The following is a 26,763-nucleotide window of genomic DNA, read 5'->3' as shown; positions in this document are numbered from 1 at the left end:
TTTATTCATCCCGAGGTTGATCGTTAAACCAGATAAAGGTACCTATTCTACCTGTTTGTGACTGTCTACGATAGGAATAGAAGTCATTTTTTAATTCAAAAGTACATAAATCCGACTGATAAACTGCCGTTACACCATGTAAATTGAGGATTAACTTGGCAATTTTGGGTAAGTTTGCTAGCCATTTGTTGCCAGTGGATTTAAATGCCACATGGCTTAATGGATACTTCTCAGTAAAGGATTGATATACTTCATCTCCAACTTCATAACAATTTTGGCAAATTGCAGGCCCAATCCATGCCAGTACATCTGAAGTATGGCTGTTCATTTTAGCCAGAGTATTTTCTACGATACCATTAAATAATCCCTTCCATCCAGCATGGATGGCTGCAATTTCATCACCTTGTATGTTGCACAAAGTAATTGGGAGGCAATCTGCAGTTAGAATGACTAATGGATGTAATGGAGAACGTGTTATTGCTGCATCAGCACATCGATTAAGGTCTGTTTCCGGAATAATGCATGTTGTGCTATGTGTTTGTTCTAACCAGACAGGTTCTTCCGGTAGTTTTAGCAGCTCTCTTAATTGCTGCCTGTTTTTCATTACATGATTAGGATCATCTCCTACATGAAGTCCAAGATTGTTTTCATTATAAGGCGGCAAACTATATCCTGACAGACGAGTTGTACTCAAGGCTGAAATATTTAAAGGGGCGGACCAATTGGCTAATTTAGTAGTCATAATGCTCATCCAGGGTTTCAAGCAATAGTTTAAAATCATCAGGCATGGGTGCTTTAAATGTCAATTCTTCTTCTGTTTTGGGATGACAAAATGTAATGGAGCAGGCATGAAGAGCTTGTCTTTTAAATTGCTGAAGTTGCGTTCGTAATTGATCGCTGGCATTTAATGGAAATCTCATTCTCCCATTATAAAGCTGGTCTCCAACCACAGGATGATTGATATACGCCAGATGAACTCTGATTTGATGAGTTCTTCCTGTCATCAGACTGACATCCAGTAGTGTGAACTCATTATATTGTTTTTTGACTGTGTAATGAGTAATAGCCTGTCTTCCTTGTCCAGTGACTGTCATTTTAAGGCGGTTTCTGGGGTGTCTGCCAAAACCTGTATCAATAGTGCCTCCGGATATAACATGGCCCAATACCAAAGTGATGTAGTGACGCTTTATATCTCTTGCCTGCATTTGACGAATTAATGATGTATGTGCTGTCAATGATTTAGCTACAATTAATAACCCTGTTGTATCTTTATCCAGACGATGGATAATTCCTGCTCGAGGCAAATGCTGCAGGTCTGGCGCATGATGCAGGAGTGCATTGACGAGAGTGTGTTCTTTATTACCGGCTCCCGGATGTACTACTAAACCAGCGGGTTTATTCAGAACCAGAACCTCCTCGTCCTCATAAATGATATCAAGCGGAATATCTTCCGGCTCGCACTGAGTAAAATCAGTATCAATTGTGTTCAAATCAACATGAACTTCGATCAGATCACCATCAAGAGCTTTATCTTTAGGTTTGCAGGGTCTGTCATTCAAAGTTACAGCACCCGATTTGATCCAGTTGCTGATTTGAGAGCGTGAATAATCGGGCAACAATTGAGCGAGTACGCTGTCGATACGTTGACTGTGGTACTCGCGAGGAACTTTAATGTGTTTTTGTATGTGTTCTATCATCAGGCTGGTTGCATCTCAACTTCAGTTAGGCGTCCTCTTAACGAGTTGGGCAAGGCATCAGTAATCTGTAGTGCAACAAATTGACCAATGAGGTGTTCAGGTCCTTCGAAATTGACTACACGATTGCATTCAGTACGACCGGCCAGCTGATTATTATCTTTTTTAGAAAATCCGGTAACCAAAATTCTCTGTGTAGTTCCTATCATGGATTGACTGTATCGAGCAGCATTCATGAGCAATCGGTTTTGCAGTATTTGCAAGCGTTGCTTTTTAACGTCCAGAGGGGTGTCATCAGGCAAATTTGCAGCCGGAGTACCCGGTCTTGGGCTGTAAATGAAACTGAAGGAAGTATCAAAACCAATTTCATGAACCAAATCCATAGTGTCCTGGAAATCTTTATCAGTTTCACCCGGAAAACCAACGATTATATCGGTTGATAATCGGATATCAGGACGAACTTTGCGTAATTTTCTAATTTTGGATTTAAATTCCAATGCTGTATAACCGCGTTTCATTAACCCTAAAATACGATCGGAACCGCTTTGAACGGGGAGATGCAAGTGATTGGCAAGCTCAGGAACTTCAGCGTAGGCATTGATTAGATTATCTGAAAACGCTAAAGGATGAGAAGTGGTAAATCGAATTCTGCCTATTCCATCAATTGCAGCAAGATAATGAATTAAAAGAGCCAGATCGGCGGTTTCACCATGTTCCATTACTCCACGATAATCATTTACATTTTGTCCCAGTAAATTGATTTCTCTAACTCCTTGTGCCGCAAGCTGGTAACATTCGGCAAGCACATCATCAAACGGTCTGCTGATTTCTTCACCACGAGTGTAAGGAACCACACAGAAGCTGCAATATTTACTGCAACCTTCCATAATGGATACGAATGCAGTTGGACCTTCAGCCCTAGGGGCAGGAAGATGATCAAATTTTTCAATTTCAGGAAAACTGATATCTACAACCGATTTGTTTTTTTCAAGACGTTCATTAAGCAGGGCAGGGAGCCTGTGCAATGTTTGAGGACCAAAAACAATATCAACAAAGGGAGCTCTTTTGATAATATCAGCACCTTCCTGACTGGCAACACATCCTCCGACACCGATAACGACATGAGGATTTTTTGCTTTATATTCTCGCCATTGACCCAATTGAGAAAATACTTTTTCTTGAGCTTTTTCCCTAATAGAGCAGGTATTCAGCAATATGACGTCCGCTTCGTCTACTTGATCTGTCTTAACCAAACCATGAGATTCCATTAAGACTTCTGCCATTTTTGATGAATCGTATTCATTCATTTGGCAACCATTGGTTTTAATATATAATTTTTTAGCCATATTCATTCTACTTTTAAAACGCCGTATTATTTCATTAATGTACACTTTGGCAATAGGTTTCTTTAATTTTTGGTAAAATAAGTAGCGCAATGATCATACCAAAAGGCAGAATTGCCAAAGCCGTGTGATAAGCTGCAAGCGGATATAGCCGGACTGTACCGCTCATTTCACCTTGCCACATTTTATCAAGAATATATCCTATCAGTGGTTGCGCCAGAGCAATTCCCACCATATTCATCATATTCATAAAGCTGAGACCTGTCGCAACGTATTTCTTGTTACATAATTCTTTTGCCACAGAGAATGCAGGCAGAAAGCCAGCGGAAAAAATACCAAAAGTAAAGAGCAGTAACTCCATCATTAGTGATGAACTGATCGGCGCAAAAATAAAGAGGCTTGAGCAGATTAATGCCCCGATACAACCGATATACATAGGTGGTTTGCGCAGACCGATGCGATTAGAGAATATTCCCCATAGCGGACTGGCAATAGCCCAGCCGATAAATACCAGTGAGATATAGTTGGCAGCAGTAGATTTGGCAATTAACATTTTGTTCATCAGGAAAGGAACTCCCCAAAGACCACAAAATACTGGAGTTGCCATGTACATCAGACCACCATAAGTAGCTACCAGCCAAAGTTGTTTGTTTTTGATCAAGGCAAACAAACTGGGTAATAAGTGCTCTTCTTCTTCAACAGGATGTTGATGAATCGGAGGAGTATAGTTTTTAGGTGTATCTCTGGCGATTAAAATAAGTAAAATAGCCAAGAGTAATCCAATTGTTCCCATGATGATCATGCTGTGACGCCAGCCAAAATTATCAATGAGCAGAGCAAGAGGCGCTTCTCCACCTATGGCTCCTAACATTCCTATAGTGACCATTAGTCCTGTTAATAATGCGAATTTTTGTGCAGGGAACCAATTAGCTGCTAACTTCATTGTACCAACAGCTGCGAAAGCAGAACCAAAGCCAATCATTAAGCGAGCAATACAGGCCATAAAAAAATTATCGGTCATGCCAAAAGCAATGGTACTTAATGCACAGACTACCGTAGCCAGAGTAAGAAGGCGATGAGGACCAAAATAGTCCATTAATACACCACCGGGTAATTGCATTGCAGCATAAGAGTAAAAATAAATTCCTGATAAAATACCTAAGGTATGACTGGTGACTGAGAAATCTCTCATTAATTCATTGCTCATGACACTGGGGGAAACTTGTAACAGGCACTCATAAAAATAAAACATGCATCCTAGACCCCATACCATCCAGGGCATCAATGATTGGATAGTCGTTGTCTGCATAGATTTTGACTGTGTATTATAATGAGCCATTATTTTATAGTTCTCCAGATTTACCCAGGTAATTTGATTTTGCGAGAATTACAGACGAAAAACAATCGATAAACGACGGGGTTATAAGATCCCTTGGCGCTCCGTCAAAAGTGCAGTTTTTTTAATCACAAAGTCAACTTTATAAGTTAGCATACAAACAGGTAAATATCACTTATTAAAATAGTACCAGTTTGTTTATAATTTGTCTATTGAGTTGAATTTAACCACTTATTGTTCGTTAGGGTCATCTGGAGCATCAAGAACAACGCGTGTTCCTTTCATTCCTCCTCCAGGCAAATCAATAAACTCTTCGTTGAGCCATCGAGCATCTTCAATGAACATTCGAACGCAACCATGACTTGCTCTGTAGCCAGGAACATCATAGCTGCCGTGTAATGCAAAACCTCTAAAGAAGTGCATGCAATAGGGCATTAAGGCGCCTCCGCTTTCCCCATTTGCTCTTCGGGGGAACACTGTAGACACACAATCTATATCCTGTTTTCTAATAATTCGAAATGATCCCGTTGGGGTACCACATCCCCCTGCGACTTTACATTGACCTATTCCTGAAGAAATAGGTCCCCACCAGAGTAATTCACCGTCTTCATCATAAGCTCCCCATGCCAGTTTTTTTTGACTTACATAGATGGTTTTTTCACCATCAGATTCTATATAACGGGGGAAAGGGGATACATCGTATATGGTTAGACGTTCTATGTTTTTAGGAATAGCGATAATCATTCCTGGTTTTAAGCTAATGTTCATTCGATTAATGCGTCGGACTATATCTCGTTCTTCAATATTGGGGAATAATTCTTCCCAGTTTTCCCCATTTTTGATTTTCATACAAAAATAATCCGGCTTATTGCATAAAGTTTCACCGTAACGAACATAGGCAAAGCTGTTTTGAACATTCAGCATGAACCCTATAAATGCGGCTATTGATATCAAAATTTTATTCATAATGATTTCAATTTTTATTCATCGTATCTTGTATAGCGGCAAAAAGTATATTTACTTAACAAAATTATACAATTTATTTCCTGATTTCAGGGGTTTCTGCATTTGAATTAATTGCTTGCCAGGCTTGGTGTATTTCTGCGAGTAACATATTGGATTGAGCTAATAAATCTTCATCGTTATTCAAGTTGGCTTTTAACAATATATGCTGGATATAGTCGTATATTTTAAGGAGGTTTACTGCGATTTCACCGCCTTGATCCTGGTTTAAACTTGATTTTAAACCCTCTACAATACTGATCGCTTTCCCAATGTGTTCTCCCTTATCCTTAATCTGATTTCTTTGGATATTTCCCTGGGCAGTGGCGATATGTGAGCGTGCTCCTTGAAGCAATAGCTCAATAAGTTCATGTGGGGATGCTGTATCAATACGAGTTTGAAGTTCTATTGATTTATATTGATTTGAAACTTGCGTATATGGATTTTTCATAAGTATAGTCTCATTTTATTTTTAATTGCGGTAAATTGGCTAATTGTTGGGTCAAAAAGCCACTGGTATTTTGAAGTTGTGAGAGTAACTGATCCAGGGCGGTAAATTGTTTTAAATACCTGGCTTGAATGGAGTTACTGCGTGTATCGATTCCATCCTGAAATTTTCCTAATTGTTTCACCTGGTTATTTAATTGTTCTGTTCTAATATTCAAATCCCCTTTGGAGCTCATGTACGAGTCCAAAAAGGAATTCATTAATACAGCAATTCCATCGGTTACTACTACCTGACCACGTGCTCCTGTAGAACCGGACAGGATGTTGACTGATAATCCATCAAGTGCGCCAGTGCCTTTCAAAGTGACGCCATCTGCGGAATTCGCCGGAAGAGAGCCAATGGTTCCTGACATACTTACACCCGGTGTGAATTCAGTCAGGGCTACATCATAGGAGCCGGCTTTTACTTTTGTATTAATTGATTTGATTCTAATGTTCGTATCAGTTGCAGTTGCTGTTTTTGCAAACAAGGAACCTATGTCCTTATAATTGTTATCAAGGGCTTTTTTATATTTATCCTGATTAAGTTCTAATAAACCCTGTTTATTGGAAGTAATACCTAAATCAGCCAGAGATTTAATTGGGCTGCTTCCATTGGTGATCGGGCTGGTGGCCCATCTGTTGAGATTAAGCTTCAGGTTTCGAAACTGCGGATCGCCCTGAAATACACCACCTTGCTTTGTTCCAGAATTATATCCAGTCAAATTGGTCAGGAAGGTCATGCTGTCGTTGTATTGTTTAATAAAATCATTCATTAAACTGGTTAACTGATCCTTATTATCATCCACCGTTAACGTGATAATTTTTCCAATCTCGGCTTTTTTCAAGTTGAGCGTGACACCCGATATGGCATCCTGCAACTGGTTACTGCTTTGGTTCAGTACTAATCCATTAATTTTGACCGTACTGTTTTGAGCACCTATTGTTTCTGTTAAAGAATTGACCCCCGTAGTAGGATCATAATTTAACGCAGTAATTCCTCCACTGATTTTCATCGCATAATTTTCACCAGTTTTTGACGAAGTCAGGGTGAGTCGGGATCCGAGCGTGTCCTGAACTATGCTTGCTGTAACTGAAGAACCGGCATTATTAATTGCATCCCTTACAGCGACAAGGCTATCGCTGCCCGGTGCAATAGTAACTGATACGGGAGTGGCTGTTGCGTTGGGAGTAAATACGGTTTTATCGTTATTATAAGTACCAAAGTTAATCGTCAGAGTACCACTGCCCGTATTCGTTAAATAGTTGCTCGCAAGACTTTGTTGTTGCGCCATTTTTTGAACTTCAATCTGATACGATCCCTTAGTCGCTTGGGGTGTTATATTAGTTGAAAAATAATCCTGGTCGCTCATCGAATATTTCATATTATAGAACTGACTTAAGTCAGATAATTTGGTCAAAGAGGATTGAAGGTTTGATAAAATACTTTTCAATTGTCCTATGGCGGATAATTCAGTGGTTACGTTAGTTAACTGTTTGTCATGTCGTGCTTGCGCAGGAGTAATTTCGGCTTTTACTAAAGCATCCACTAAGGTTTTTACATCAAGCCCTGATCCCACACCTGGTGATGATAAACTCATATATTCCCTTATTTAAATTATTGTTTTAATTATTCAGCCTCATCAAACAGGTCCATTTATTAAACGTGCTTATCTATAGAACCACTAATAATTTCATCAAGCAAACTTAATAAATGCAAGTATTCATCAGATGGCATTTTACGAATTACTTTGTCCGATAGTTTGTCTGAAACAATTGTCTGGATCAATCCTGTAGCCTCGTCCAATGTCTGCTTTGTTTCAGCATCCAGCACGGAATCTATAGTGCTTTGATGTTCAATTTTATTGACTTCATCGGCGTCTTTTATTGATTCAGTCTGGGTCATTTGATTGACTGAAGGTGTTGGTTCAATATTCATATCATACTCCTTTATACCCAAATAGCTTTGGGGGTATAAACAAATTGAGGTGTAGCAACAGCTACACCTCAATTGTTACATCCTAGCGACCTAACAATGATAAAACAGATTGTGGCATGCTGTTCGCTTGAGCCAGCATTGCTGTACCAGCTTGTTGCAAGATTTGGTTCTTGGTTAAATTGGCCATTTCAGCAGCGTAGTCAGCATCTTGAATTCGGCTGCGAGCAGCAGACAAGTTATCTGATACGTTTTGTAGGTTGGCAATAGTAGAATCAAATCGGTTTTGCAAAGCACCCATACTGGCGCGGTTTGCGTTAACACTGTTTAATGCTGCGTCAATACGCTTAATAGCAGTTTGCGCACCAGCAGCAGTACTGACATCCACAGTGTCTATTCCAAGAGAGTCTTTAGCAATCGCAGCATTCAGACCCAAAGTAGCAACTGTACCGCCAATATTAATCGTATCAGTGGCGCTCACAGACAACTTTCCTCGTAATACGCCATCGAAATCACCACCAGTAACTGTTATACCGTCAGTACCTGCAGTAAAGCCTGTACCACTTTCAGTTACAGTAATGTTACGACCATCGGCTGCGTTTAAAGTCAAGTTACCACCATTCAGCGATGCGGTAACACCAGTTTGATCGCTCACACCATTGATTGCATCACGAAGGGTCGTATTGCTCATTGCTGTAGAGACATCCTGACCAGTAAATATCGCAACACCATTAAGAGTCAGGTTATAGGTATCAGCTGCAGTACCACCTATAGCACCAACAGCTTGCGTGCCTGTAGTAGAGGCAGTTACTGATAATCCAGCAACACCCGCAGAATTAATTGCAGCTGCTTTAGCATATGCAGAAGTACCGTCTTGTCCGTTAAGTACTCCTGCGAATCCAGCAGATGAGTTGATTGTAGAAGCTGCTCCACCACCTAAAGCAATAGTGATGTCAGTAGCTGCTGCTGCAGAAACTTCATTACCTGTTGCAGTTGCAATACCGCCTATAGAGGACGCTTTAATACTGCCGATACTGAAACTAATCGTTTGGTTTGCGTTAGCACCAACCTGGAAACTGGCATTGGTAAATGAACCGTCCAGGATTCTTTGCCCGTTAAATTCCGTATTATTTGAAATACGATTCAATTCACTTTGTAATTGTGATACTTCACTTTGAATTGATGAGCGGTCAGATGAGTTGTTTGTTGAGTTAGCAGCCTGTACTGACAATTCGCGCATACGTTGCAGAATGTTCGTGGTTTCCTGCATTGCTCCTTCAGCTACCTGAGCCAGAGAGATACCATCATTAGCATTTCTAACGGCCTGATTCATACCACGAATTTGAGCAGTCATACGTTGAGAAATTGCCAAACCGGCAGCATCATCCTTAGCACTGTTAATTCTAAAACCAGATGATAACCGCTGAATCGATGTTTGCATTGCATTCGCTGAAACTCCCAAATTCCGTTGGGATGTCAACGACGCTACGTTTGTATTTATTACTTGAGCCATGATTTTAGTCTCCTCAGACCTGAATCCTTGGTTATTGTTCGATAAATTCATTATTTTTATTGCGAATTTACCGTACCCACTTTTGTTATCGGAAAAGTGACAAATAACTTTAGCGTCCTTAGTACATTTTTTTGGAAAATACAAAAAAATGATTAATAAAATGAGTATGTTATAATTTTGTTCATGGTGAATTAAAAATCATACCTGGTATGCTTTGGGTAGATTTAAATCATTAATAATGAGAAAATGCGGCATCATTAATATGATGTAATGAGGGGCAGTTTCTGGATGTTTTATACCTTTGAAGCGGTTATTCATATCCGGGTGAAGAAGGGATAACATGACTAGTTAAGAATATCTTCTGTTTTGTGTATAATAATAATCGATTCACTATATAGGTTCTAATTTATGAGCTGGTTTAAAAAACTATTACCATCAAGGGTACGTACTGAAACCTCACAAAAAAAAGGGGTTCCTGAAGGATTGTGGGTTAAATGTTCGGGATGTAATGAAGTTCTTTACAGTACCGAGCTGGCCAAAAATCTAATGGTGTGCCCATCATGCAATTTTCATCACCGCATATCAGCGCGTGTACGGATTTCTCAATTTTTAGATGAAGCGGGGCAGGAAGAAATTGCGGCCAATCTTGAACCACAGGATAGATTAAAGTTCAGGGATTCTAAAAAATATAAAGACAGAATTTCACAAGCTCAAAAGGCTACTGGCGAAAAAGAAGCCCTTGTTGTCGTTAAGGGATCTTTGTCTCAACAACCCGTTGTTGTCAGTTCTTTTGAATTTAATTTTATGGGTGGCTCCATGGGGGCAACCGTTGGTGAAAAATTTGTTCGAGCCATTAATATTGCTACCCAGGAAAAAAGACCTTACATCTGTTTTACCGCAAGTGGTGGTGCTCGAATGCAAGAAGGTTTATTTTCTTTAATGCAAATGGCTAAAACCTCTGCAGCTTTGGCGAAATTCGCTGAAACCGGATTACCCTTTATTGTTGTATTGACCGATCCAACTATGGGAGGTGTTTCTGCCAGCTTTGCTAGTCTTGGTGATGTGATTATTGCCGAACCGAATGCGTTAATTGGTTTTGCAGGCCCCAGAGTTATTGAACAGACCGTGAGACAAACATTGCCCGAAGGATTTCAACGGAGTGAGTTTTTATTAGAGCATGGGCATATTGATATGATTGTTGAACGGAAACATCTGCGTTCAACCATTTCAGAATTAGTAGCCAAACTGACTGGTAGAAGCTTGGGGAACTATTTTGCACAATCCATTGAGTGAGTGGGATTTAAATCACTGGTTAAGCAGTCTGGAGTCCCGACATACTCAGGAAATCCAACTTGGATTAACTCGTATCAAGGCCGTAGCAAAAAAGTTAAATCTTCTAGCTCCAGACTGTAAAATAATTACTGTCGCAGGTACTAATGGCAAAGGTTCAACAGTAACTGCGCTTGAAACGATTTATCATACCGCAGGGTATAGAGTCGGGGCATATACCTCGCCTCATCTCCTTCAGTTCAATGAACGAATTCGAGTCAATTTAAAGCCGATTCCGGATAATGAGTTGTGTCATGCTTTTTGTGTTATTGAAGAGGGGCGTGGAGAAGTCAATCTGACTTATTTTGAAATGACGACGCTGGCTGCATTATGGTATTTCAAAAATAACAAACTGGATGTTCTGATTCTTGAAGTGGGACTAGGCGGTCGAATGGATGCAACTAATATCCTTGATGCAGATTTGGCGGTTATTACTACCATCGATTATGACCATCAAGAGTTTTTAGGTACAACTCTAGACGCCATCGGATATGAAAAAGCCGGTATTTTGCGACCGAAGAAACCTTTTGTCTATGCGGATGAGAATCCTCCAGCAAGTATTCTCAATGTCGCTAAAGATTTTGATTCGCCCACCTTTTTGTACTCAAGGAATTTTTCATTTCAACGTCATGAGTCTAATTGGAGCTTGAATTTTATGGGTAGAACCATTAGTGAACTGCCTATACCGTGTATCCAATTAAAATCTGCATCTGCTGCGATTAGTGCCTGTTTATTGTTGGAAGACGATCTACCTGTTTCACATGAACAATATCGCGCCGCCATGAAGACAGTGTTTCTACCCGGTAGATTACAGCTACAACAAAGGGGCAGTGTCCGTATTTTATATGATGTATCGCATAATCCTCAGTCTGCAAGGCTTTTGGCAGATAGAATGAAACAACTGGATACCAATACCAGGGTGCATGCAGTGTTCTCCGCGTTGAAGGATAAAGATATTTTTGGGTTAATTTTTCCTCTAAGGGATTGTGTTGATCGATGGTATCCTGCACAATTAGATAACAAACGCGCTGCTAGCGCTGATTTGCTTTTGGCGCAATTTAAAGGTGCGGAAATAATTGTGGATGTTTGCTATAATACACCACTTCTTGCCTTTGAACAGGCTTTGAATCAGGCTGAAGCTGGAGACTTAATTGTTGTTTATGGGTCATTTTTTACGGTTAGTCAGGTAATGGCTGCCCAACATAACATTTTGGAGCAGAAGGAGATACAATGAAACTGGTAATGGATGAGAAACTTAAACATCGTTTGATTGGTTTGGCCGTTATTATTTCATTAGGAGCTATATTCGCACCTGCTGTTCTGAAAAAATCCAGCCAAAACCTTGAAAATAATTACAGTGTTAATATCAAATTACCACCAAAGCCATTAGTGCCTGATGTGGTTTCTACAAATGAACAAGACGTATTCAAAACAATCAAGGTAGCTAAAGTTAAAATCCCTGCAGTGTCAGAAGAGAGTCAGTTACCTGAGTTGGTTAGGGCAGAACCGATTAAATCAGATATGATTTCTTCGAACAGAGCTGCTTCTGTCGCAAAAAATGAATCTGATTTAAAATCTGAGCCAGTCCAACTTGCATTAAACCAGGCTGCTAAATCGACTGCAAAACAGACCATAACAAAACAAACTGTAGTGAAGCAGACTGTAGCTGCGGCGTCTGTAAAGCCTAGAAGTAAAGCGCCTGTAGTTGCATCAAGGAATAAAACCATACCCAAATCGACGAAAGTTGCTTCAGTTACCAAAGCCAAATACAATCCCGCAAATAAAAAAGATGTTTACGCCCTTCAATTGGCATCATTTACACAAATATCCAATGCGCAATCACTGGTAAAACGTTTGCAAACCAAAGGCTATAAAGCTAACTTTGTAAAGAGCTCCAATCGGAATGGCGCCTTTTATAAAGTGTATGTTGGACATTCACCAAGTAAACTCGATGTCATGAAATTAAAAAATCAATTAGCCAGCGCCATGCAGTTAAATGGCTTCATTGTGAACACCGGAGTTAGTTAACCATGCAACTTCAATGGGTTGATATTGCCATCATTTCTGTTATTGGTTTATCAGTATTGACTGGCTTATTTCGAGGCTTTGTAAAAGAGCTCGTCGCATTATGTGTCTGGGTTTTAGCGATATGGTTAGGAATTAACTATTCGCAAAGCCTGGATCCCTGGCTTCAATCCTACATACAGGAACAATCAGCACGAACGGCAATTGCCTTTATTATTATCATGTTTGCAACGTTATTTGTGGGCGGCGTGATTAATGCCATACTCAGTTTTATTTTAAAACGTGCAGGATTGAGCGGTACAGACAGAACTTTGGGTATGGGATTTGGATTTGTCCGTGGAGTATTTATTGTAGCGCTGATTATGGTTGCAGTTAAAATGACTTCTTTACCTTACCAGCAGTATTCAAATGATTCAAAACTTTATGCTCGTTTTGATCCGGTTGTTTCATTGCTCTATTCGCATTTACCTGAATTTATTAAACAGGTTAAAGCAGTCGATACAACTGAAAATATTATTGATACAGTTCCCACGACTTAATGTATTCATAAACTTCTTTAGGCAGATCATTTGTAACATCCTGATTATTTTTTAGTTTGTTGCGTATATCAGTTGACGATACTGCATAATTTCCTGCATCAAAAAAACAAATGATACCGGCTTTGCTATTTAATAATCGTTCTTTTGTATCATTTCTGTGGCTTGTCAGAAGATGCTTAATCGCTTCTGGTACGAGGTTTTGCACATATTGATCCCTGTTAATTACCACCAGATTGGCTAATTCAATAATTTTGGTCCATTGATGCCATTGAGGCAAGGAAAGAAAGGCATCATATCCTATGATCAGGTTAATTGATGCCTGTTGATACTCCGTTCTGAAACTTTGTAAGGTTTCAACCATGTAAGAAGGTGAGTCACGTTTGATTTCACGTAAATCAATATCAAAACAGGGAAGGTTTTGTATAGCCAGCTTAAGCATTTCTACCCTGTGCTCATTGTTTGCCTGTGCAGGGGGTTTGATTGTAGGTATTTTGCATGGTAAAAAGTAATAGGCATCGAATTTAAAATAGGTCTGTAACCTAATACTTGTTTGAATATGTCCATTATGAACAGGATCAAAGGTCCCGCCCAAGATCGCTATACTATGCATTGCTTTCCTAAACTAAGAGACAGGGTCAGTTGTTCCAGGGAGTTCCATACCTGATTATTTAAACTGGATTTGATCTGTTCATCAATATTTTTACAATAATAAAGCAGCTGCTGTAAATGAGTCTCATCAAACCGTTTGATGGCCAGTTGGTAGAAATTGACTCGCTGAGGCCATATTTTTAATTCACTACAGGCGTTTTTTATATTCGTTCCAAGCCGAACTAAATAGGATAGCTGGAGCAATAATCTTATCTCCTGGGTAAGCATCCATAAAATTAACGTGGGTTCAGATTTATTGTTCACCGCTTGTCTCAGTATTTGTATTGCCTTATCCGCTTGTCCTAGCAGACATGCATCCACCAGCTCATACAGAGAGTAATCACACTGATCGAATAAGTGCTCTAATGCCAATTGAGTTGTAATCTGAGTACCGGGAGGATTACTTAATGCAATTTTTTCAATGACCTGTGCACAAGCAAGCATATTACCTTGAGTATATTGGTAAATTAAGTCGGCTATTTGAGGAGTACTATTCAATGAATTCAATTTGAATCGTGATTGAATCCAGCTTTTCATTGCTTCAGAGCTTAATGGATAGGCTACTACTACCATGACGTGATTATGATTGGATAGCCAGGCTAATTGTTTTGTTGGGACGTTTGGGGCTCTGATAATTATAAAGCAACGAGAATTGATTGAGTTCAGGTATTGAGTCAGGATTTTTTTTCCAGCAGCATCTATGGATTTTTTATCATAGAGAATATTGAGTACAATAGTATCGGAAAATAATGAGTAGCTGTTTGCTTCTTCCAGAATGGTATTCCAGTCTTCTGTAGACTGAACGGATATAATTTTTTCCTCATAATCATGCACTTTTTTGATCGATGACTTGATAATATTCAATGACTCTTCAATAAGATAATTATCCTGGCCTACTAATACATAGATAGGGTCAAGTCTTTTCTGGATTTGTTGTATAAGCAATTGATGTTTTATTTGCATGGTATTTTTTGTTTGCCCCATTCATCATTTTAATCAAGGCTCTGTTTGTAGTCTATTCAGTCTACTCATAATGATAAAGTACACAATCACATTTATCTCGTTTGATTGTGAATAATCAAACAAATGTATTCAACTATTTGTGGCTTATCCGATTAAGAATTTGGATGACCGTGTCTTGATGCATCTCATTTAATAAAATAGTTTCTTCCTCATTTGAACCTAAAATTCGGTTATTGTTTACAGTGAGTTGTCGAGTGACCATTACTTGTTTTGGTGCTTTAATAATTTGACCTTTTGGTGTTTGCAGCGAAAATAGAGTGGTCATTATTAACTGATATTGTCTTGGGTTGGTGCTGGCGCCAATGCTGATGATTTGTTGATGCACATTAGATTTATTAATAATCAGCCAGTATTTGGCGCTTGCTGGATCAGGATTTACATTTATTTTATATCCTTCCAGTTGCGTTTTCATTTTTGAGATCAGATCTTTATCTCCATCCCTGGAGACAATGGATACATTGTTGAGCCATTCAGGAATATCAATTATCCCGCGCAAATGAAATCCACAAGCGGATAAAAGAAGTACTAAAAGCAACGTTATAAAATAATTTGCTTTCATTAACCAACAACCAAATTAATTAATTGTCTGTGTGAAACAACTATAGCCTTCTTGATGCTGAGGTTCTCCAGGAAACTGTGAGCGTGTTTCTTGGCTGCCTCAATTAACTCCTCTTCTGAAGCTTCAGCGCTCGCGGTAAATTGCGCTCTCAGTTTGCCGTTTACCTGAACCACATAATCCACTTCTTCTGTTCTTAACGCACCTTTGTCAACTTTAGGCCATGGCGCATCGATAATTGCTTTTTCAAATCCCAGTTGTTGCCAAATATGGTGACAGATATGGGGTGTTATTGGGGCTAACAATTTAAGCAAAATGCTCATACTTGAATGGATAAAAAACTTATCTTCTTCAGTTTCTATGGTATAGCCTGAAATTTCATTAAACAATTTCATGCACCCGGAAACGACTGTATTAAATTGATTTCTCTCGTAGTCATTATTTGCTTGAGCCAGAATTTGATGCACCACATGTCGTGATTTTTTCAAACGATTTTCAGTTTTTTGCCAATCGATAATTCCATTGCCACTTAGAATAATATCATTAATATCGATGAATAAATTGACGTGCTGATGAGCAAATGCCCACACTCGTTTGAGAAAGCGGTGCGCTCCTTCAACTGCAGTATCGGACCATTCCAGAGATTGTTCTGGAGGCGCTGCAAACATCACAAACAGGCGAGCTGTATCTGCACCATAGGTATCAATGAGGTTATTGGGATCAACCACGTTACCAACAGATTTAGACATTTTATGCCCGTCTTTTAACACCATACCTTGAGTGAGCAGGGCTTTAAACGGTTCATCTGAATTCACCAGACCTTCATCACGCATGAGTTTATGGAAAAAACGCGCATAAAGTAAATGCATGACCGCATGTTCTATTCCACCAATATATTGATCAACTGGAGTCCAGTATTTGGCACGGTCGTCAAGCATGGCGCTTTCCTGACCTTTACAGGCGAAGCGAGCATAATACCATGATGATTCAACGAAGGTGTCAAATGTATCGGTTTCTCGCATTGCGTCCTGTCCGCATTTAGGACAGGTAACGTTGACAAAGTCAGGGCATTGAGCAAGAGGCGAGCCTGCACCCGTAAATTCAACATTTTCTGGTAAAGTTACTGGGAGTTCCTCATCAGGAACTGGAACTACACCACATTGTTCACAGAGTATCATTGGGATAGGAGTACCCCAATATCTTTGTCGGGACACACCCCAATCTCGAAGCCTGTAATTAATTGTCGCTTTACCTGCTTCATGTGTTTCCAGGAATTGAGTAATTGATTCTATGGCCTGGGAAGAATGTAATTTATCGAATTGCCCTGAATTAATTAATATTCCTTCACCGGTATAAGCTGACTGAGTCAGATCATGTTTTTTATCCTGCTCGGGTTTAATTACTTCGGTAATCGGAAGTTTGTATTTACGGGCAAATTCCCAGTCACGTTGATCATGAGCCGGTACGGCCATTACAGCTCCTGAGCCGTATTGCATTAGCACAAAATTGGCAACCCATACAGGAATATCTTTACCTGTTATCGGATGGACAGCAGTCATTCCTGTATCAATGCCACGTTTTTCCATGGTAGCCAGTTCTGCTTCCGCCATTTTTGTTCCCTGGCAACTGTCTAAAAATGCTTTAACCTCTTCATTGTGAGTTGCTGCTTCCTTTGCTAAAGGATGATCGGTAGCAACTGCAAGGTACGTTGCTCCCATCAATGTGTCGGGTCGAGTAGTATATATTTTTAAGCGTTTTGGATAATTATTTACATGAAAATAGATTTCAGTTCCAATGGATTTACCGATCCAATTACGTTGCATTTGTTTAACCTGAGAAGGCCACTCATCCAGAGTATCCAGAGAACTCAGCAACTCGTCTGCGTAGGAAGTGATTTTAATAAACCATTGAGATATTTCTTTACGCTCAACCAAGGCACCGGATCTCCAGCCTCGACCATCAACGACTTGTTCGTTAGCTAAAACAGTCTGATCAACTGGATCCCAGTTTACAACGGCATTTTTCTTATAAACTAAGCCTTTTTCAAACAATCGAATGAAAAACCATTGTTCCCAGCGATAGTACTCTGGATCACAAGTAGTTAATTCACGCTTCCAGTCGTATGCGTTACCTAATCGTAAAAATTGCTCTTTCATTGCCGCAATATTTTTTTTGGTCCACACCGCTGGCGGGATTCCATTTTTAATTGCCGCATTTTCAGCAGGAAGACCGAAAGCATCCCATCCTATTGGTTGAAGGACGTTTTTACCCAGGGCTCGTTGATAGCGTGCTATAACATCTCCCAGGGTGTAATTGCGAACGTGCCCCATATGCAAGGTTCCGCTAGGATAGGGGAACATAGATAAACAATAAAATTTCTCTTTGTTTAAATCTTCGGTTACGTTAAATGATTGTTTTTTATGCCAATATTGTTGAGCTTGTTCTTCAACTTCTTGGGGTTTATAGGTATTATCCATAGTCCAATTAAATAAGTGACTGTAAAGCGCTTAGGATAACCCCTCTTGTCCTCGCCAGCAATAGATTATTGCTTAGTTAATCGTCTAACCTGTAAAAATAGTGCAAAAACAAGTATTAATGCGCATATTATTAGCACGGGGTACTCATACCAAAGAACCCATGGGGTTGTGCCAACTGCAGGAAAAATCTCACTTTGTAGAATCCCTGAACTGAAAGGCGGCAAGCTATCAAGAACCTCTCCCTGATTATTGATTACAGAAGATAATCCATCATTATTCACTACAACCTGAAATCTTCCTGTAAGTAATGAAAGCATTTGTGCCATTTGTAATTGCTGATAACTGGCAAGTGAACGACCAAACCAGCCGTTGTCGCTAATTGAAACGATCCATTGTGCCAGCGGCATTTGTAGTCTCACGATATTGGGATAAGCAATTTCATAACAAATTAAACTGGCAATAGGGTGATTTGCGATGTTAATTAATGGTTGATGCGGTTTTCCTGGCAAAATATTGGGTTCTGGTAAGTTCATCCATCGGTTAATTGCAACAAATGGTTTGGGTATGTATTCACCAAATGGAACCAATTGATTTTTGACATGTTCTCCGCGAGCGGTGCCTAAACTTATAATCGAGTTATAGTAGTGAGTTTCATTGGTATCCGTTGGTTGTAAAATTCCAAGAATTAGGGAGCTTTTCGCCTTTAATGCTTTTTCATGCAACCTATCCAAATAATCTTCCAGATAGCTCGCTGGTAAAGGTATTGCTGACTCAGGTAAAATAATTAATTGTTTCCCCAAAAGCTTATCGGTGGTTTCTTCATAATATTTTAAAAGTTGCCAAAATAACTGTTCGTCCCATTTATCACGCATAGACAGATTGGCCTGAATAACACCTATAGAAACAGGATCATTTTTAACCTGTGTCCATTGAACGTATTGTCCTGCAGTAGGAATGATAAGGATCAATACAAAAGCGCAAAGATAGTAAAATCGTCTGATTGAGTGTTCACGGATTCCAACGGTTAACAGGCAGGCAAGGAAGACGCAAATAAAACTTAAACCTTGCAAACCAATAATGGGCGCGAGATATTTTAGCGGTGTATCGATTTGCGTAGTACCGGCAATCAACCAGGGAAAACCACTGAATAATGAGGATCGTACAAATTCGCTCAAACACCATAAAGTGCTGAACAACAATAGGGTAAACAGTTTATAGTGTGCCAGATCAAGTACTTTGAAGAACCAGACTACTAGAGCGGGGAATAGAGCGAGGTATGCGATAAAGGCTAGAGTAGTTATTCCGGCAAGAACATAATTTAATTGACCGTAATCATGGATGCTGACAATAACCCATGAAACTCCAAAACCAAAATAACCTAATCCAAATAGAAAACCTAGCATAAAGCCTTGCTTTTTGGTGCAGTTGAGAACTGATGAAAATAAAAGTGCCAAACTTATAATGGTTAGTCCTGGCATATGGAATGGAGCAAAACCCAGAGGACCCAACAGGCCTGCAAAAAATACAAAAAGATAGGTCAATTGGTTTATTCGGATTGATGAATCCATTGATAAGGAGTTGGTTAGAGCAGCTGGCTTCATGAACTAATCATAGTGATCAAAGCAGTCAAGATAAATGACTACGCCTTTAAGGTCAAGTTATATGGAATGAGAAGGGATGAAACAGCTCATATTGAAAGGAATTTTTTTGCATTTGTGCATGGATTTTGTCTTTTCTGTCTATCAAATTAGTTCTATTTTGTGTAGGATAATCTCGTTTTACAAAGGAGAGGGATTGTATGTACAACGTAATGATTACTGGTGCTGGGAAGATAGGTAGCTTGATTGCATGTTTATTAGCAGATAGCGGTTCTTATCAAGTTCATTTGGCGGATGTGGATTTTAATGGCTCTGATGTTACAAGGTTATTAGCTGCATTGCCTGAAATTAAAACGGTTGCATTGGATGTTAAAGATGAACAATCCACTCAAGCCTATTTAGAAAAACATAATATAATTGCGGTCATTTCCAGTTTGCCGTATTTTTTAAACACTCATGTGGCGCTCGCCGCAAAAGCTGCTAAAGCTCATTATTTTGATTTAACTGAAGATACAGCGGTTACCGAAGCCGTTAAAGCCATTGCAGAACATTCTGAAACTGCATTTGTTCCACAGTGCGGTCTAGCTCCTGGTTTTATCAGTATTGCAGCGAACACTCTAATGCAGGAATTTGAACAGTGCCATCATGCTAAATTGAGAGTAGGCGCACTTCCTCAAAGAGCAAATAATGCGCTTCATTATTCATTAACCTGGTCTACTGACGGGGTAATTAATGAGTACGGAAACCCATGTTATGGAATTGAGGGTGGCAAGGCCGTTGTAATGGCTCCACTTGAGGGTTTGGAAGCAATTCAAATAGATGGTTGTGAATATGAGGCATTCAATACTTCAGGAGGTCTAGGAAGTTTGGGTGAGCTCTATTCAGGCAAAGTTCAATCCATGAACTATAAGACAATGCGATATCCTGGGCATTGTGAAAAAATGCGTCTGTTAATGAATGATTTACGATTAAATGAAGATCGATCTACTTTAAAACGTATTCTGGAAAATGCTATACCTAAAACCTATCAGGATATTGTTATCGTTTACGTTACTGTTGAGGGTATTAAACAGGGTGAGCTAACAGAAAAAAGTTATGTCAAAAAAGTGTATCCTGAAACCATTCGTGGTTTGGAGTGGTCCGCTATTCAAGTAAGTACCGCTTCAGGTATTTGCGCAGTGGTTGATTTGGTCTTGGGACAGGAAAATGAGTATAAAGGACTTATTTTACAGGAAGAATTCCATCTGGACAAAGTATTAAATAATCGCTTTGGTAAATACTACGCTTAGGAGCTCTCCATGGAATTATTACAACAATTAAACATTAAAGCAGTGAACCCTGGTGCCTTTAGCGGCCAGGGTTGGCAGAGTGCGCCCCATCATCATACTTTATCCTCATTTTGTCCTGCAAATGGAGCTAAATTGGCTGATATTGCCACGTGCACTATGGAAGATTATGAGCAAGTAATGATACGCGCACAACAGGCAGCAGAAGCCTGGAAAAAAGTTCCTGCACCCAAACGAGGCGAAATCATTCGTCAAATTGGTCAGGCTTTGAGAGAACATAAAGACAGCTTAGGCAGTCTGGTTTCACTTGAAATGGGTAAGTCGAAACAAGAAGGGGATGGTGAAGTTCAGGAAATGATTGACATTGCCGATTTTGCAGTGGGTCAATCCAGAATGTTGTACGGAAATTCCATGCATTCAGAACGACCTAATCATCGAATGTATGAACAGTGGCATCCTTACGGAATTATTGGAGTTATCTCTGCATTTAATTTTCCAGTTGCTGTTTGGTCGTGGAATGCGTTTTTAGCCGCTATATGCGGAAATGTTACCATCTGGAAACCTTCCGCTAAAACACCACTTTGTGCTGTGGCTGTTCAGCATATATGCAATAACGTTTTGAGACAAAATAACTGCCCCGAGATCTTCAGTCTTGTTATCCCTGAGTCACACGATGTGGTTGAGGCCATGGTAGATGATTCACGAATTCCATTAATTTCTTTTACAGGTTCTACAGCTGTAGGGAAACAGGTTTCAGCTAAAGTTGCCGCGCGACTGGGTAAAACAATTTTGGAACTGGGCGGAAATAACGCGATTATTCTGGATGAATCAGCGGATCTTCATTTAGCAATTCCTGGGATTGTGTTTGGAGCAGTAGGCACAGCAGGTCAACGGTGTACTTCTACGCGACGTTTGTTTGTCCATGAGTCTCAGTATCAGAACGTAATCAAGAGATTACAACACGCATACGAACAGATCACTATTGGGGATCCCTTAGACAGTCGAAATTTAATGGGGCCTTTGATTGATCAGAATGCAGTGGAGCAATTCAAAAATGCTGTTTCCAGGATCAAGGAAGCAGGCGGCCAGATTGTGTTTGGTGGTGATGTGATAAAACAAGCCGGCTCCTTTGTCCAGCCTACTTTAGTCTGTGATGTAAAAAATCATTGGGATATTGTGCAGGAAGAAACTTTTGCACCTATTCTATATGTGATGTCTTATCGTTCCTTAGATGAAGCAATAGCTCTTCAGAATGGTGTTCCTCAGGGACTATCATCTGCATTATTTACGCAAAATCTGAAAAATGCTGAACGTTTCTTAAGCGCTTGGGGTAGTGATTGCGGAATTGCCAATATTAATATTGGTACGTCCGGAGCTGAAATCGGTGGTGCTTTTGGCGGTGAAAAAGAAACTGGTGGTGGTAGGGAATCAGGTTCTGATTCATGGAAAGCGTATATGCGACGTCAAACCAATACGATTAACTGGGGTGATGAATTACCTTTGGCTCAAGGCATTCGGTTTAATTTGTCCTGAGAATGTCCGCGAACCATGGGATGAGTAATTCCTGTTAAAGGTAATCCTAATCACCTTGGGAATTTCTCCTCCTAAACGTAGTAAAGGATCTTCAAATGCAGGCACTGCTCGACATTCAGGAGATCCCTCGTTTCACTTGGGATGACGTGTTCCTTGGGTATAACGTCATCCTGAACTAATTGAGAAATTACGATAAAAAGTAACTTCTTGTGTATGTATCTCCTGTCTGGAGCTACATAAATTATCTAAATAACAATCTGTAACATAATAGACAAATCGGGGATTTTATAAATTTCATGACCAATAAAGAGGAAATAATAATGCAGGAACCTTTTTTCATCAAGAAAGTCGCGGTTCTGGGTGCAGGTGTTATGGGTGCACAAATAGCTGCGCACTGTGTTAATGCAGGAATAGAAACTTTGTTATTTGATTTAGCAACAAAGGAGGGGCCTGTTAATGGATTAATCGACAAGGCGATTGCTAATTTGGGTAAATTGAAACCTGCGCCTCTTGCTACAGCACAAACTGCTGCATACTTAAAGGCACGAAATTATAAGGATAATCTGGCTGATTTATCTGCATGTGATTTGATTATTGAAGCAATCGCTGAGCGATTGGATTGGAAAGAAGAATTATATAAAAAAATATCGCCTTACCTCGCAGAACATGCAATTCTAGTTAGCAATACCTCGGGATTAAGCATTAATTCTTTATGTGATGTATTGCCCGAACAACATCGAGCCAATTTTTGCGGCGTTCATTTTTTTAATCCTCCTCGATACATGCATCTTGCGGAACTCATTCCGGCAAGTACAACTTCACCGGAATTATTAGACAATCTTGAGACCTGGTTAACCAGTCATTTAGGTAAAGGAGTGGTAAGAGCAAAAGATACTCCTAATTTTATTGCTAACCGTATCGGTGTCTTTTCTCTGCTAACCACACTTCATCACACTATGGCGATGAATATGGGATTAGATGAGGTGGATGCACTTACAGGTCCGCTGTTGGGCAGGCCAAAATCTGCAACGTTCCGTACCATGGATGTTGTCGGTCTGGATACCATGCAACACGTTATTCATACTATGCATCATCAGCTCAAAGACGATCCTTGGCATGGTAGTTTTAAATTACCTGAATGGTTGTTGGGATTAATCAAAGACGGACATTTGGGACAAAAATCAGGTCAGGGTATTTATAGAAAAAATGGTAAAATAATAGAAGTTTACGATATCAAATCCGGTACCTACGTTCCTTCAAAATCAGAAGTTAGCGATGAGTTGAAAGCGATTATGAAGATCATAGATCCCGTTGCGCGCATGCAAAGCTTGATCTCATCATCCAATAAACAAGCTCAATTTTTAGCGGCCTGTTTTAAAGATTTATTTCATTACTGCGCTTATCATCTGGAATCAATTGCTGATAATGTCAGAGATGTTGATTTAGCAATTCGTTGGGGTTTTGGCTGGATGCAGGGACCTTTCGAAACTTGGCAATTAGCTGATATACGTAAGATGACCGATTATATTAATCAATCAATTCAATCTAATTCATCGTTAAATAATGTGAAATTACCTGATTGGCTGAAAGAAATTAAATCGTTTTACACTCAGGAAGGTGCTTATTCACCACAACATAATCAGTATCAACCTCGAAGCTCATTGCCGGTTTATCAACGTCAGTTTTTCCATGATCGGGTATTAAAAGAATCCCTTTATCCTATCAATATCATTTATGAAAATGAAGGCGTATGTTTGTGGCATCTTAAAGACGATGTGGCAGTAGTTAATTTTAAAAGTAAGGCGAATACGGTAGGGCAATCCGTTCTTGATGGTTTGGAAGCTGCACTGGAAATTGCCGAGCGACAATGCCAGGGACTCATTATACATCAGAGTGATGCCTCCAATTTTTGTTCCGGGGCTGATTTACGTGGTGTTTCAATGTTAATTCAGGAAGGCAGAATTCAGGCCCTGGATAATATGATTGCTCAATTTCAACGCGTAGCCATGCGTTTGAAGTACAGTTCGATACCCACTATTGCCGCATTGAGGGGTAGAGCTTTAGGTGGCGGTTGTGAGCTGATGATGCATTGTGATGCGGTTGTGGCCGCCTTTGAGTCTTATCCTGGTCTGGTTGAGGCGGGGGTAGGCGTCATTCCTGCTGGTGGCGGATGTAAAGAAATGGCATTGCGTGCTGCTAATCATGCACAACAGGCTGATTTGATGACTTTTATTCAACCTTATTATCAACAGATTGCAACCGCTCAAGTCGCTGGTAGTGCTGCAGAAGCCATGCAGATGGGGTATTTACGCCATTCCGATTCTGTATTAATGCATGCTGATGAAGTGTTATTTGCAGCATTGGCTAAAGTCAAAGCCATGCAGGCAGCAAGTTACCTTCCCGTACTCAGCAAGCATTTTAAAGTGGCTGGTATTGAAGGTCATGCCCGATTGCAAGCGGGATTGGTTAATTGGCTAGAAGGTGGATTTATCTCCAAACATGACTATTTCCTTGCAAACGAATTAGCCAAAGTGATTTGTGGTGGTGATGTGAATCAAGGAACACTGGTCAATGAAGAGTGGATTCTGAAATTGGAACGTCAGGCGTTTATCACTCTGGCTGACACCCCATTAACTCAGGCAAGGATCAGTCATTTGTTAGAGACTGGTAAACCACTGCGCAATTAAGGAAGGAGATTTAATAATGACCAATGTATATATAGTAGATGTATTGCGCACTCCGGTTGGCAAAGCACCAAGAGGCGTTTTTCGTCACACTTTACCCGATGATTTGTTAGCACATACGATTAAATGTTTAACTCACAGGCATCAATCTGTAGACTGGCAGGAAATCGGGGATGTTGTAATAGGTTGTGCCATGCCAGAAGCTGAGCAGGGAATGAATGTCGCCCGTATCGCTGCTTTATTGGCTGATTTGCCTCAATCCACACCAGCGATGACCATTAATCGTTTTTGCTCCTCTGGGGTACAGAGTATTGCTACTGCAGCTGCATCCATTCGTAATGGGGATATGCATTTAGCTTTAGCCGGTGGTGTTGAAAGTATGTCCATGGTTCCTTTAGGGGGCAATAAATATACTGCAAATCCAGTGATTTTTAATAATGAGGACATTGCAATCGCGTATGGTATGGGTATTACCGCCGAGAATGTAGCGAAACGCTGGGAAATATCACGTGAGCAACAAGATGAATTTGCTGCTGCGAGTCATAAAAAAGCAGTTGCAGCTCAACAACGAGGTGATTTTGAAGCTGAAATTAGCCCGATGGAAATTACTGTAAGACACGCCGATCTTAACACATCCTCGGTAACCGTTAAGAAAAAACTGATCAGTCTGGATGAGGGACCTAGAGCGGATACTTCTTATGAAGTTATTTCCAAACTAAGACCTGTTTTTGCTGCACGAGGAACAGTAACAGCAGGAAACAGTTCTCAGACTAGTGATGGTGCAGGAATTGCATTATTAGCAAGTGAAGAAGCATTAAAACAATATAATCTGAAACCTATGGGTCGTTTATTGAGTTTCGCTGTCGCAGGAGTTCCTCCTGAAATTATGGGGATAGGACCTATCAAAGCAATTCCTATTGCTCTAAAACGTGCTGGAATTACACTTGATCAGCTTGATTGGATAGAACTTAATGAAGCTTTCGCTGCTCAGGCTTTAGCCGTAATGAAGGAACTTGATTTGCCTGGAGATAAGGTGAATCCGCTAGGTGGCGCTATTGCTTTAGGACATCCTCTGGGAGCTACAGGAGCAATCAGGACAGCTACACTACTGCACGGATTGAGAAGAACCAAAGGTCGCTATGGTATGGTAACTATGTGCATAGGTACGGGTATGGGAGCCGCTGCGATATTTGAAGCCTTATAGACATCGAAGTGACGTCATCCTGAACGCAGTGAAGGATCTCCAAATGCAGGTACAATGCCACGTTCAGGAGATCCCTCGTTACACTCGGGATGACGAAAGACCTTCGTTATCCTGAACGCAGTGAAGGATCTCCAAATATAGGCTCCGCATCACGTTTAGGAGATCCCTCGTTACACTCGGGATGACGATTGAGTTTCGTCATCCTGAACGTAGTGAAGGATCTCCAAATGCAGGCACAATGCCACGTTCAGGAGATCCCTCGTTACACTCGGGATGACGAAAGACCTTCGTCATCCTGAACGCAGTGAAGGATCTCCAAATGCAGGCTCAATGCCACGTTCAGGAGTTCCCTTGTTACACTCGGGATGACGATTGAGTTTCGTCATCCTGAACGCAGTGAAGGATCTCCAAATGCAGGCACAATGCCACGCTCAGGAGATCCCTCGTTACACTCGGGATGACGAAAGACCTTCGTCATCCTGAACGCAGTGAAGGATCTCCAAATGCAGGCACAATACCACGCTCAGGAGATCCTTCGTTACACTCGGGAT

Annotated in this window: 22 protein-coding genes; 8 read left to right on the top strand and 14 right to left on the bottom strand. The window is 40.3% G+C overall.

Annotated features, from left to right (window positions below):
- Position 1 precedes the first annotated feature (1 nt).
- The 9 genes from pgeF to IZU94_RS13835 all read right to left on the bottom strand — a co-directional run bounded on the left by pgeF (position 2) and on the right by IZU94_RS13835 (position 9,310).
- Complete coding sequence (pgeF, locus tag IZU94_RS13875) at positions 2-742, bottom strand: peptidoglycan editing factor PgeF (protein ID WP_203111747.1); 741 nt, start codon at positions 740-742, stop codon at positions 2-4.
- Complete coding sequence (rluD, locus tag IZU94_RS13870; RefSeq protein ID WP_203111736.1) at positions 732-1,697, bottom strand: 23S rRNA pseudouridine(1911/1915/1917) synthase RluD; 966 nt, start codon at positions 1,695-1,697, stop codon at positions 732-734. Before rluD ends, pgeF begins: the two co-directional genes overlap by 11 nt.
- Complete coding sequence (gene miaB / locus IZU94_RS13865) at positions 1,697-3,040, bottom strand: tRNA (N6-isopentenyl adenosine(37)-C2)-methylthiotransferase MiaB (RefSeq protein ID WP_203111733.1); 1,344 nt, start codon at positions 3,038-3,040, stop codon at positions 1,697-1,699. Before miaB ends, rluD begins: the two co-directional genes overlap by 1 nt.
- A gap of 34 nt (positions 3,041-3,074) precedes the next feature.
- Positions 3,075-4,376, bottom strand: a complete 1,302-nt coding sequence (locus tag IZU94_RS13860) for an MFS transporter (protein WP_203111730.1) — start codon at positions 4,374-4,376, stop codon at positions 3,075-3,077.
- 228 nt (positions 4,377-4,604) lie between these two features.
- Positions 4,605-5,339 carry a L,D-transpeptidase gene (locus IZU94_RS13855; RefSeq protein WP_203111728.1) on the bottom strand — a complete coding sequence of 245 codons (735 nt, stop codon included), beginning with the start codon at positions 5,337-5,339 and terminating at the stop codon, positions 4,605-4,607.
- A 73-nt stretch (positions 5,340-5,412) separates the two neighbouring features.
- Positions 5,413-5,826 carry a flagellar export chaperone FliS gene (gene fliS / locus IZU94_RS13850; protein WP_203111726.1) on the bottom strand — a complete coding sequence of 138 codons (414 nt, stop codon included), beginning with the start codon at positions 5,824-5,826 and terminating at the stop codon, positions 5,413-5,415.
- A gap of 10 nt (positions 5,827-5,836) precedes the next feature.
- The gene (gene fliD / locus IZU94_RS13845) at positions 5,837-7,462 is read right to left on the bottom strand and encodes a flagellar filament capping protein FliD (protein ID WP_203111724.1); all 1,626 of its coding nucleotides are present in this window, start codon (positions 7,460-7,462) and stop codon (positions 5,837-5,839) included.
- Positions 7,463-7,521: 59 nt separating this feature from the next.
- On the bottom strand, positions 7,522-7,800 hold the full coding sequence (locus tag IZU94_RS13840; protein ID WP_203111715.1) for a flagellar protein FlaG: 279 nt from the start codon (positions 7,798-7,800) through the stop codon (positions 7,522-7,524).
- An 82-nt stretch (positions 7,801-7,882) separates the two neighbouring features.
- Positions 7,883-9,310 (bottom strand): flagellin N-terminal helical domain-containing protein, encoded by a 1,428-nt coding sequence (locus IZU94_RS13835; protein ID WP_203111712.1) that lies wholly within the window; start codon positions 9,308-9,310, stop codon positions 7,883-7,885.
- Positions 9,311-9,718: 408 nt separating this feature from the next.
- Between IZU94_RS13835 and accD the strand changes: the two genes are divergently transcribed.
- From accD to IZU94_RS13815, 4 genes are read left to right on the top strand one after another with little or no spacing between them, the layout of a single operon-like run.
- Positions 9,719-10,603 (top strand): acetyl-CoA carboxylase, carboxyltransferase subunit beta, encoded by an 885-nt coding sequence (gene accD, locus IZU94_RS13830; protein WP_203111709.1) that lies wholly within the window; start codon positions 9,719-9,721, stop codon positions 10,601-10,603.
- Positions 10,584-11,873: a bifunctional tetrahydrofolate synthase/dihydrofolate synthase gene (gene folC / locus IZU94_RS13825; RefSeq protein ID WP_203111706.1), complete on the top strand. Its 1,290-nt coding sequence runs from the start codon at positions 10,584-10,586 to the stop codon at positions 11,871-11,873. Before accD ends, folC begins: the two co-directional genes overlap by 20 nt.
- The gene (locus IZU94_RS13820; RefSeq protein WP_203111703.1) at positions 11,870-12,667 is read left to right on the top strand and encodes an SPOR domain-containing protein; all 798 of its coding nucleotides are present in this window, start codon (positions 11,870-11,872) and stop codon (positions 12,665-12,667) included. Before folC ends, IZU94_RS13820 begins: the two co-directional genes overlap by 4 nt.
- 2 nt (positions 12,668-12,669) lie before the next feature.
- A complete protein-coding gene (locus IZU94_RS13815) occupies positions 12,670-13,203 on the top strand; it encodes a CvpA family protein (RefSeq protein ID WP_203111699.1) in 534 nt (177 codons plus the stop codon).
- Here the strand turns inward: IZU94_RS13815 and nadD are convergent.
- The 5 genes from nadD to lnt all read right to left on the bottom strand — a co-directional run bounded on the left by nadD (position 13,178) and on the right by lnt (position 19,508).
- Positions 13,178-13,813: a nicotinate-nucleotide adenylyltransferase gene (gene nadD / locus IZU94_RS13810; RefSeq protein ID WP_203111696.1), complete on the bottom strand. Its 636-nt coding sequence runs from the start codon at positions 13,811-13,813 to the stop codon at positions 13,178-13,180. The genes IZU94_RS13815 and nadD overlap by 26 nt on opposite strands.
- On the bottom strand, positions 13,801-14,814 hold the full coding sequence (gene holA / locus IZU94_RS13805) for a DNA polymerase III subunit delta (RefSeq protein ID WP_203113339.1): 1,014 nt from the start codon (positions 14,812-14,814) through the stop codon (positions 13,801-13,803). The genes nadD and holA overlap by 13 nt, the downstream gene beginning before the upstream one ends.
- A gap of 133 nt (positions 14,815-14,947) precedes the next feature.
- The gene (locus IZU94_RS13800; protein WP_203111693.1) at positions 14,948-15,433 is read right to left on the bottom strand and encodes an LPS-assembly lipoprotein LptE; all 486 of its coding nucleotides are present in this window, start codon (positions 15,431-15,433) and stop codon (positions 14,948-14,950) included.
- Positions 15,433-17,907 (bottom strand): leucine--tRNA ligase, encoded by a 2,475-nt coding sequence (leuS, locus tag IZU94_RS13795; protein ID WP_203111690.1) that lies wholly within the window; start codon positions 17,905-17,907, stop codon positions 15,433-15,435. The genes IZU94_RS13800 and leuS overlap by 1 nt, the downstream gene beginning before the upstream one ends.
- A gap of 65 nt (positions 17,908-17,972) precedes the next feature.
- Positions 17,973-19,508 carry an apolipoprotein N-acyltransferase gene (gene lnt / locus IZU94_RS13790; protein ID WP_203111680.1) on the bottom strand — a complete coding sequence of 512 codons (1,536 nt, stop codon included), beginning with the start codon at positions 19,506-19,508 and terminating at the stop codon, positions 17,973-17,975.
- A 197-nt stretch (positions 19,509-19,705) separates the two neighbouring features.
- On the opposite strand from lnt, the gene IZU94_RS13785 reads away from it, so the two are divergent.
- From IZU94_RS13785 to IZU94_RS13770, 4 genes are all read left to right on the top strand, one after another.
- Positions 19,706-20,794, top strand: coding sequence for a saccharopine dehydrogenase family protein (locus IZU94_RS13785; protein WP_203111677.1), 1,089 nt, complete (start codon positions 19,706-19,708; stop codon positions 20,792-20,794).
- 9 nt (positions 20,795-20,803) lie between these two features.
- Positions 20,804-22,324, top strand: a complete 1,521-nt coding sequence (amaB, locus tag IZU94_RS13780; RefSeq protein ID WP_203111664.1) for an L-piperidine-6-carboxylate dehydrogenase — start codon at positions 20,804-20,806, stop codon at positions 22,322-22,324.
- Positions 22,325-22,644: 320 nt separating this feature from the next.
- Entirely contained in the window at positions 22,645-25,011 is a 2,367-nt protein-coding gene (locus IZU94_RS13775; RefSeq protein ID WP_203111661.1) for a 3-hydroxyacyl-CoA dehydrogenase/enoyl-CoA hydratase family protein, read from the top strand.
- 16 nt (positions 25,012-25,027) lie between these two features.
- Complete coding sequence (locus IZU94_RS13770) at positions 25,028-26,212, top strand: acetyl-CoA C-acyltransferase (protein WP_203111659.1); 1,185 nt, start codon at positions 25,028-25,030, stop codon at positions 26,210-26,212.
- Positions 26,213-26,763 lie beyond the last annotated feature (551 nt).

Source organism: Legionella bononiensis (assembly GCF_016786215.1).
GTDB classification, from domain to species: Bacteria; Pseudomonadota; Gammaproteobacteria; order Legionellales; family Legionellaceae; genus Legionella; species Legionella bononiensis.
The sequence above is the reverse complement of the archived record's forward strand: the minus strand, read 5'-3'. Positions and strand labels throughout refer to the sequence as shown.

Coding starts and splice junctions, on each gene's coding strand:
- pgeF (WP_203111747.1), bottom strand. CDS start 742: ATGACTACTAAATTAGCCAATTGGTCCGCCCCTTTAAATATTTCAGCC.
- rluD (WP_203111736.1), bottom strand. CDS start 1,697: ATGATAGAACACATACAAAAACACATTAAAGTTCCTCGCGAGTACCAC.
- miaB (WP_203111733.1), bottom strand. CDS start 3,040: ATGGCTAAAAAATTATATATTAAAACCAATGGTTGCCAAATGAATGAA.
- IZU94_RS13860 (WP_203111730.1), bottom strand. CDS start 4,376: ATGGCTCATTATAATACACAGTCAAAATCTATGCAGACAACGACTATC.
- IZU94_RS13855 (WP_203111728.1), bottom strand. CDS start 5,339: ATGAATAAAATTTTGATATCAATAGCCGCATTTATAGGGTTCATGCTG.
- fliS (WP_203111726.1), bottom strand. CDS start 5,826: ATGAAAAATCCATATACGCAAGTTTCAAATCAATATAAATCAATAGAA.
- fliD (WP_203111724.1), bottom strand. CDS start 7,462: ATGAGTTTATCATCACCAGGTGTGGGATCAGGGCTTGATGTAAAAACC.
- IZU94_RS13840 (WP_203111715.1), bottom strand. CDS start 7,800: ATGAATATTGAACCAACACCTTCAGTCAATCAAATGACCCAGACTGAA.
- IZU94_RS13835 (WP_203111712.1), bottom strand. CDS start 9,310: ATGGCTCAAGTAATAAATACAAACGTAGCGTCGTTGACATCCCAACGG.
- accD (WP_203111709.1), top strand. CDS start 9,719: ATGAGCTGGTTTAAAAAACTATTACCATCAAGGGTACGTACTGAAACC.
- IZU94_RS13820 (WP_203111703.1), top strand. CDS start 11,870: ATGAAACTGGTAATGGATGAGAAACTTAAACATCGTTTGATTGGTTTG.
- IZU94_RS13815 (WP_203111699.1), top strand. CDS start 12,670: ATGCAACTTCAATGGGTTGATATTGCCATCATTTCTGTTATTGGTTTA.
- nadD (WP_203111696.1), bottom strand. CDS start 13,813: ATGCATAGTATAGCGATCTTGGGCGGGACCTTTGATCCTGTTCATAAT.
- holA (WP_203113339.1), bottom strand. CDS start 14,814: ATGCAAATAAAACATCAATTGCTTATACAACAAATCCAGAAAAGACTT.
- IZU94_RS13800 (WP_203111693.1), bottom strand. CDS start 15,433: ATGAAAGCAAATTATTTTATAACGTTGCTTTTAGTACTTCTTTTATCC.
- leuS (WP_203111690.1), bottom strand. CDS start 17,907: ATGGATAATACCTATAAACCCCAAGAAGTTGAAGAACAAGCTCAACAA.
- lnt (WP_203111680.1), bottom strand. CDS start 19,508: ATGAAGCCAGCTGCTCTAACCAACTCCTTATCAATGGATTCATCAATC.
- IZU94_RS13785 (WP_203111677.1), top strand. CDS start 19,706: ATGTACAACGTAATGATTACTGGTGCTGGGAAGATAGGTAGCTTGATT.
- amaB (WP_203111664.1), top strand. CDS start 20,804: ATGGAATTATTACAACAATTAAACATTAAAGCAGTGAACCCTGGTGCC.
- IZU94_RS13775 (WP_203111661.1), top strand. CDS start 22,645: ATGCAGGAACCTTTTTTCATCAAGAAAGTCGCGGTTCTGGGTGCAGGT.
- IZU94_RS13770 (WP_203111659.1), top strand. CDS start 25,028: ATGACCAATGTATATATAGTAGATGTATTGCGCACTCCGGTTGGCAAA.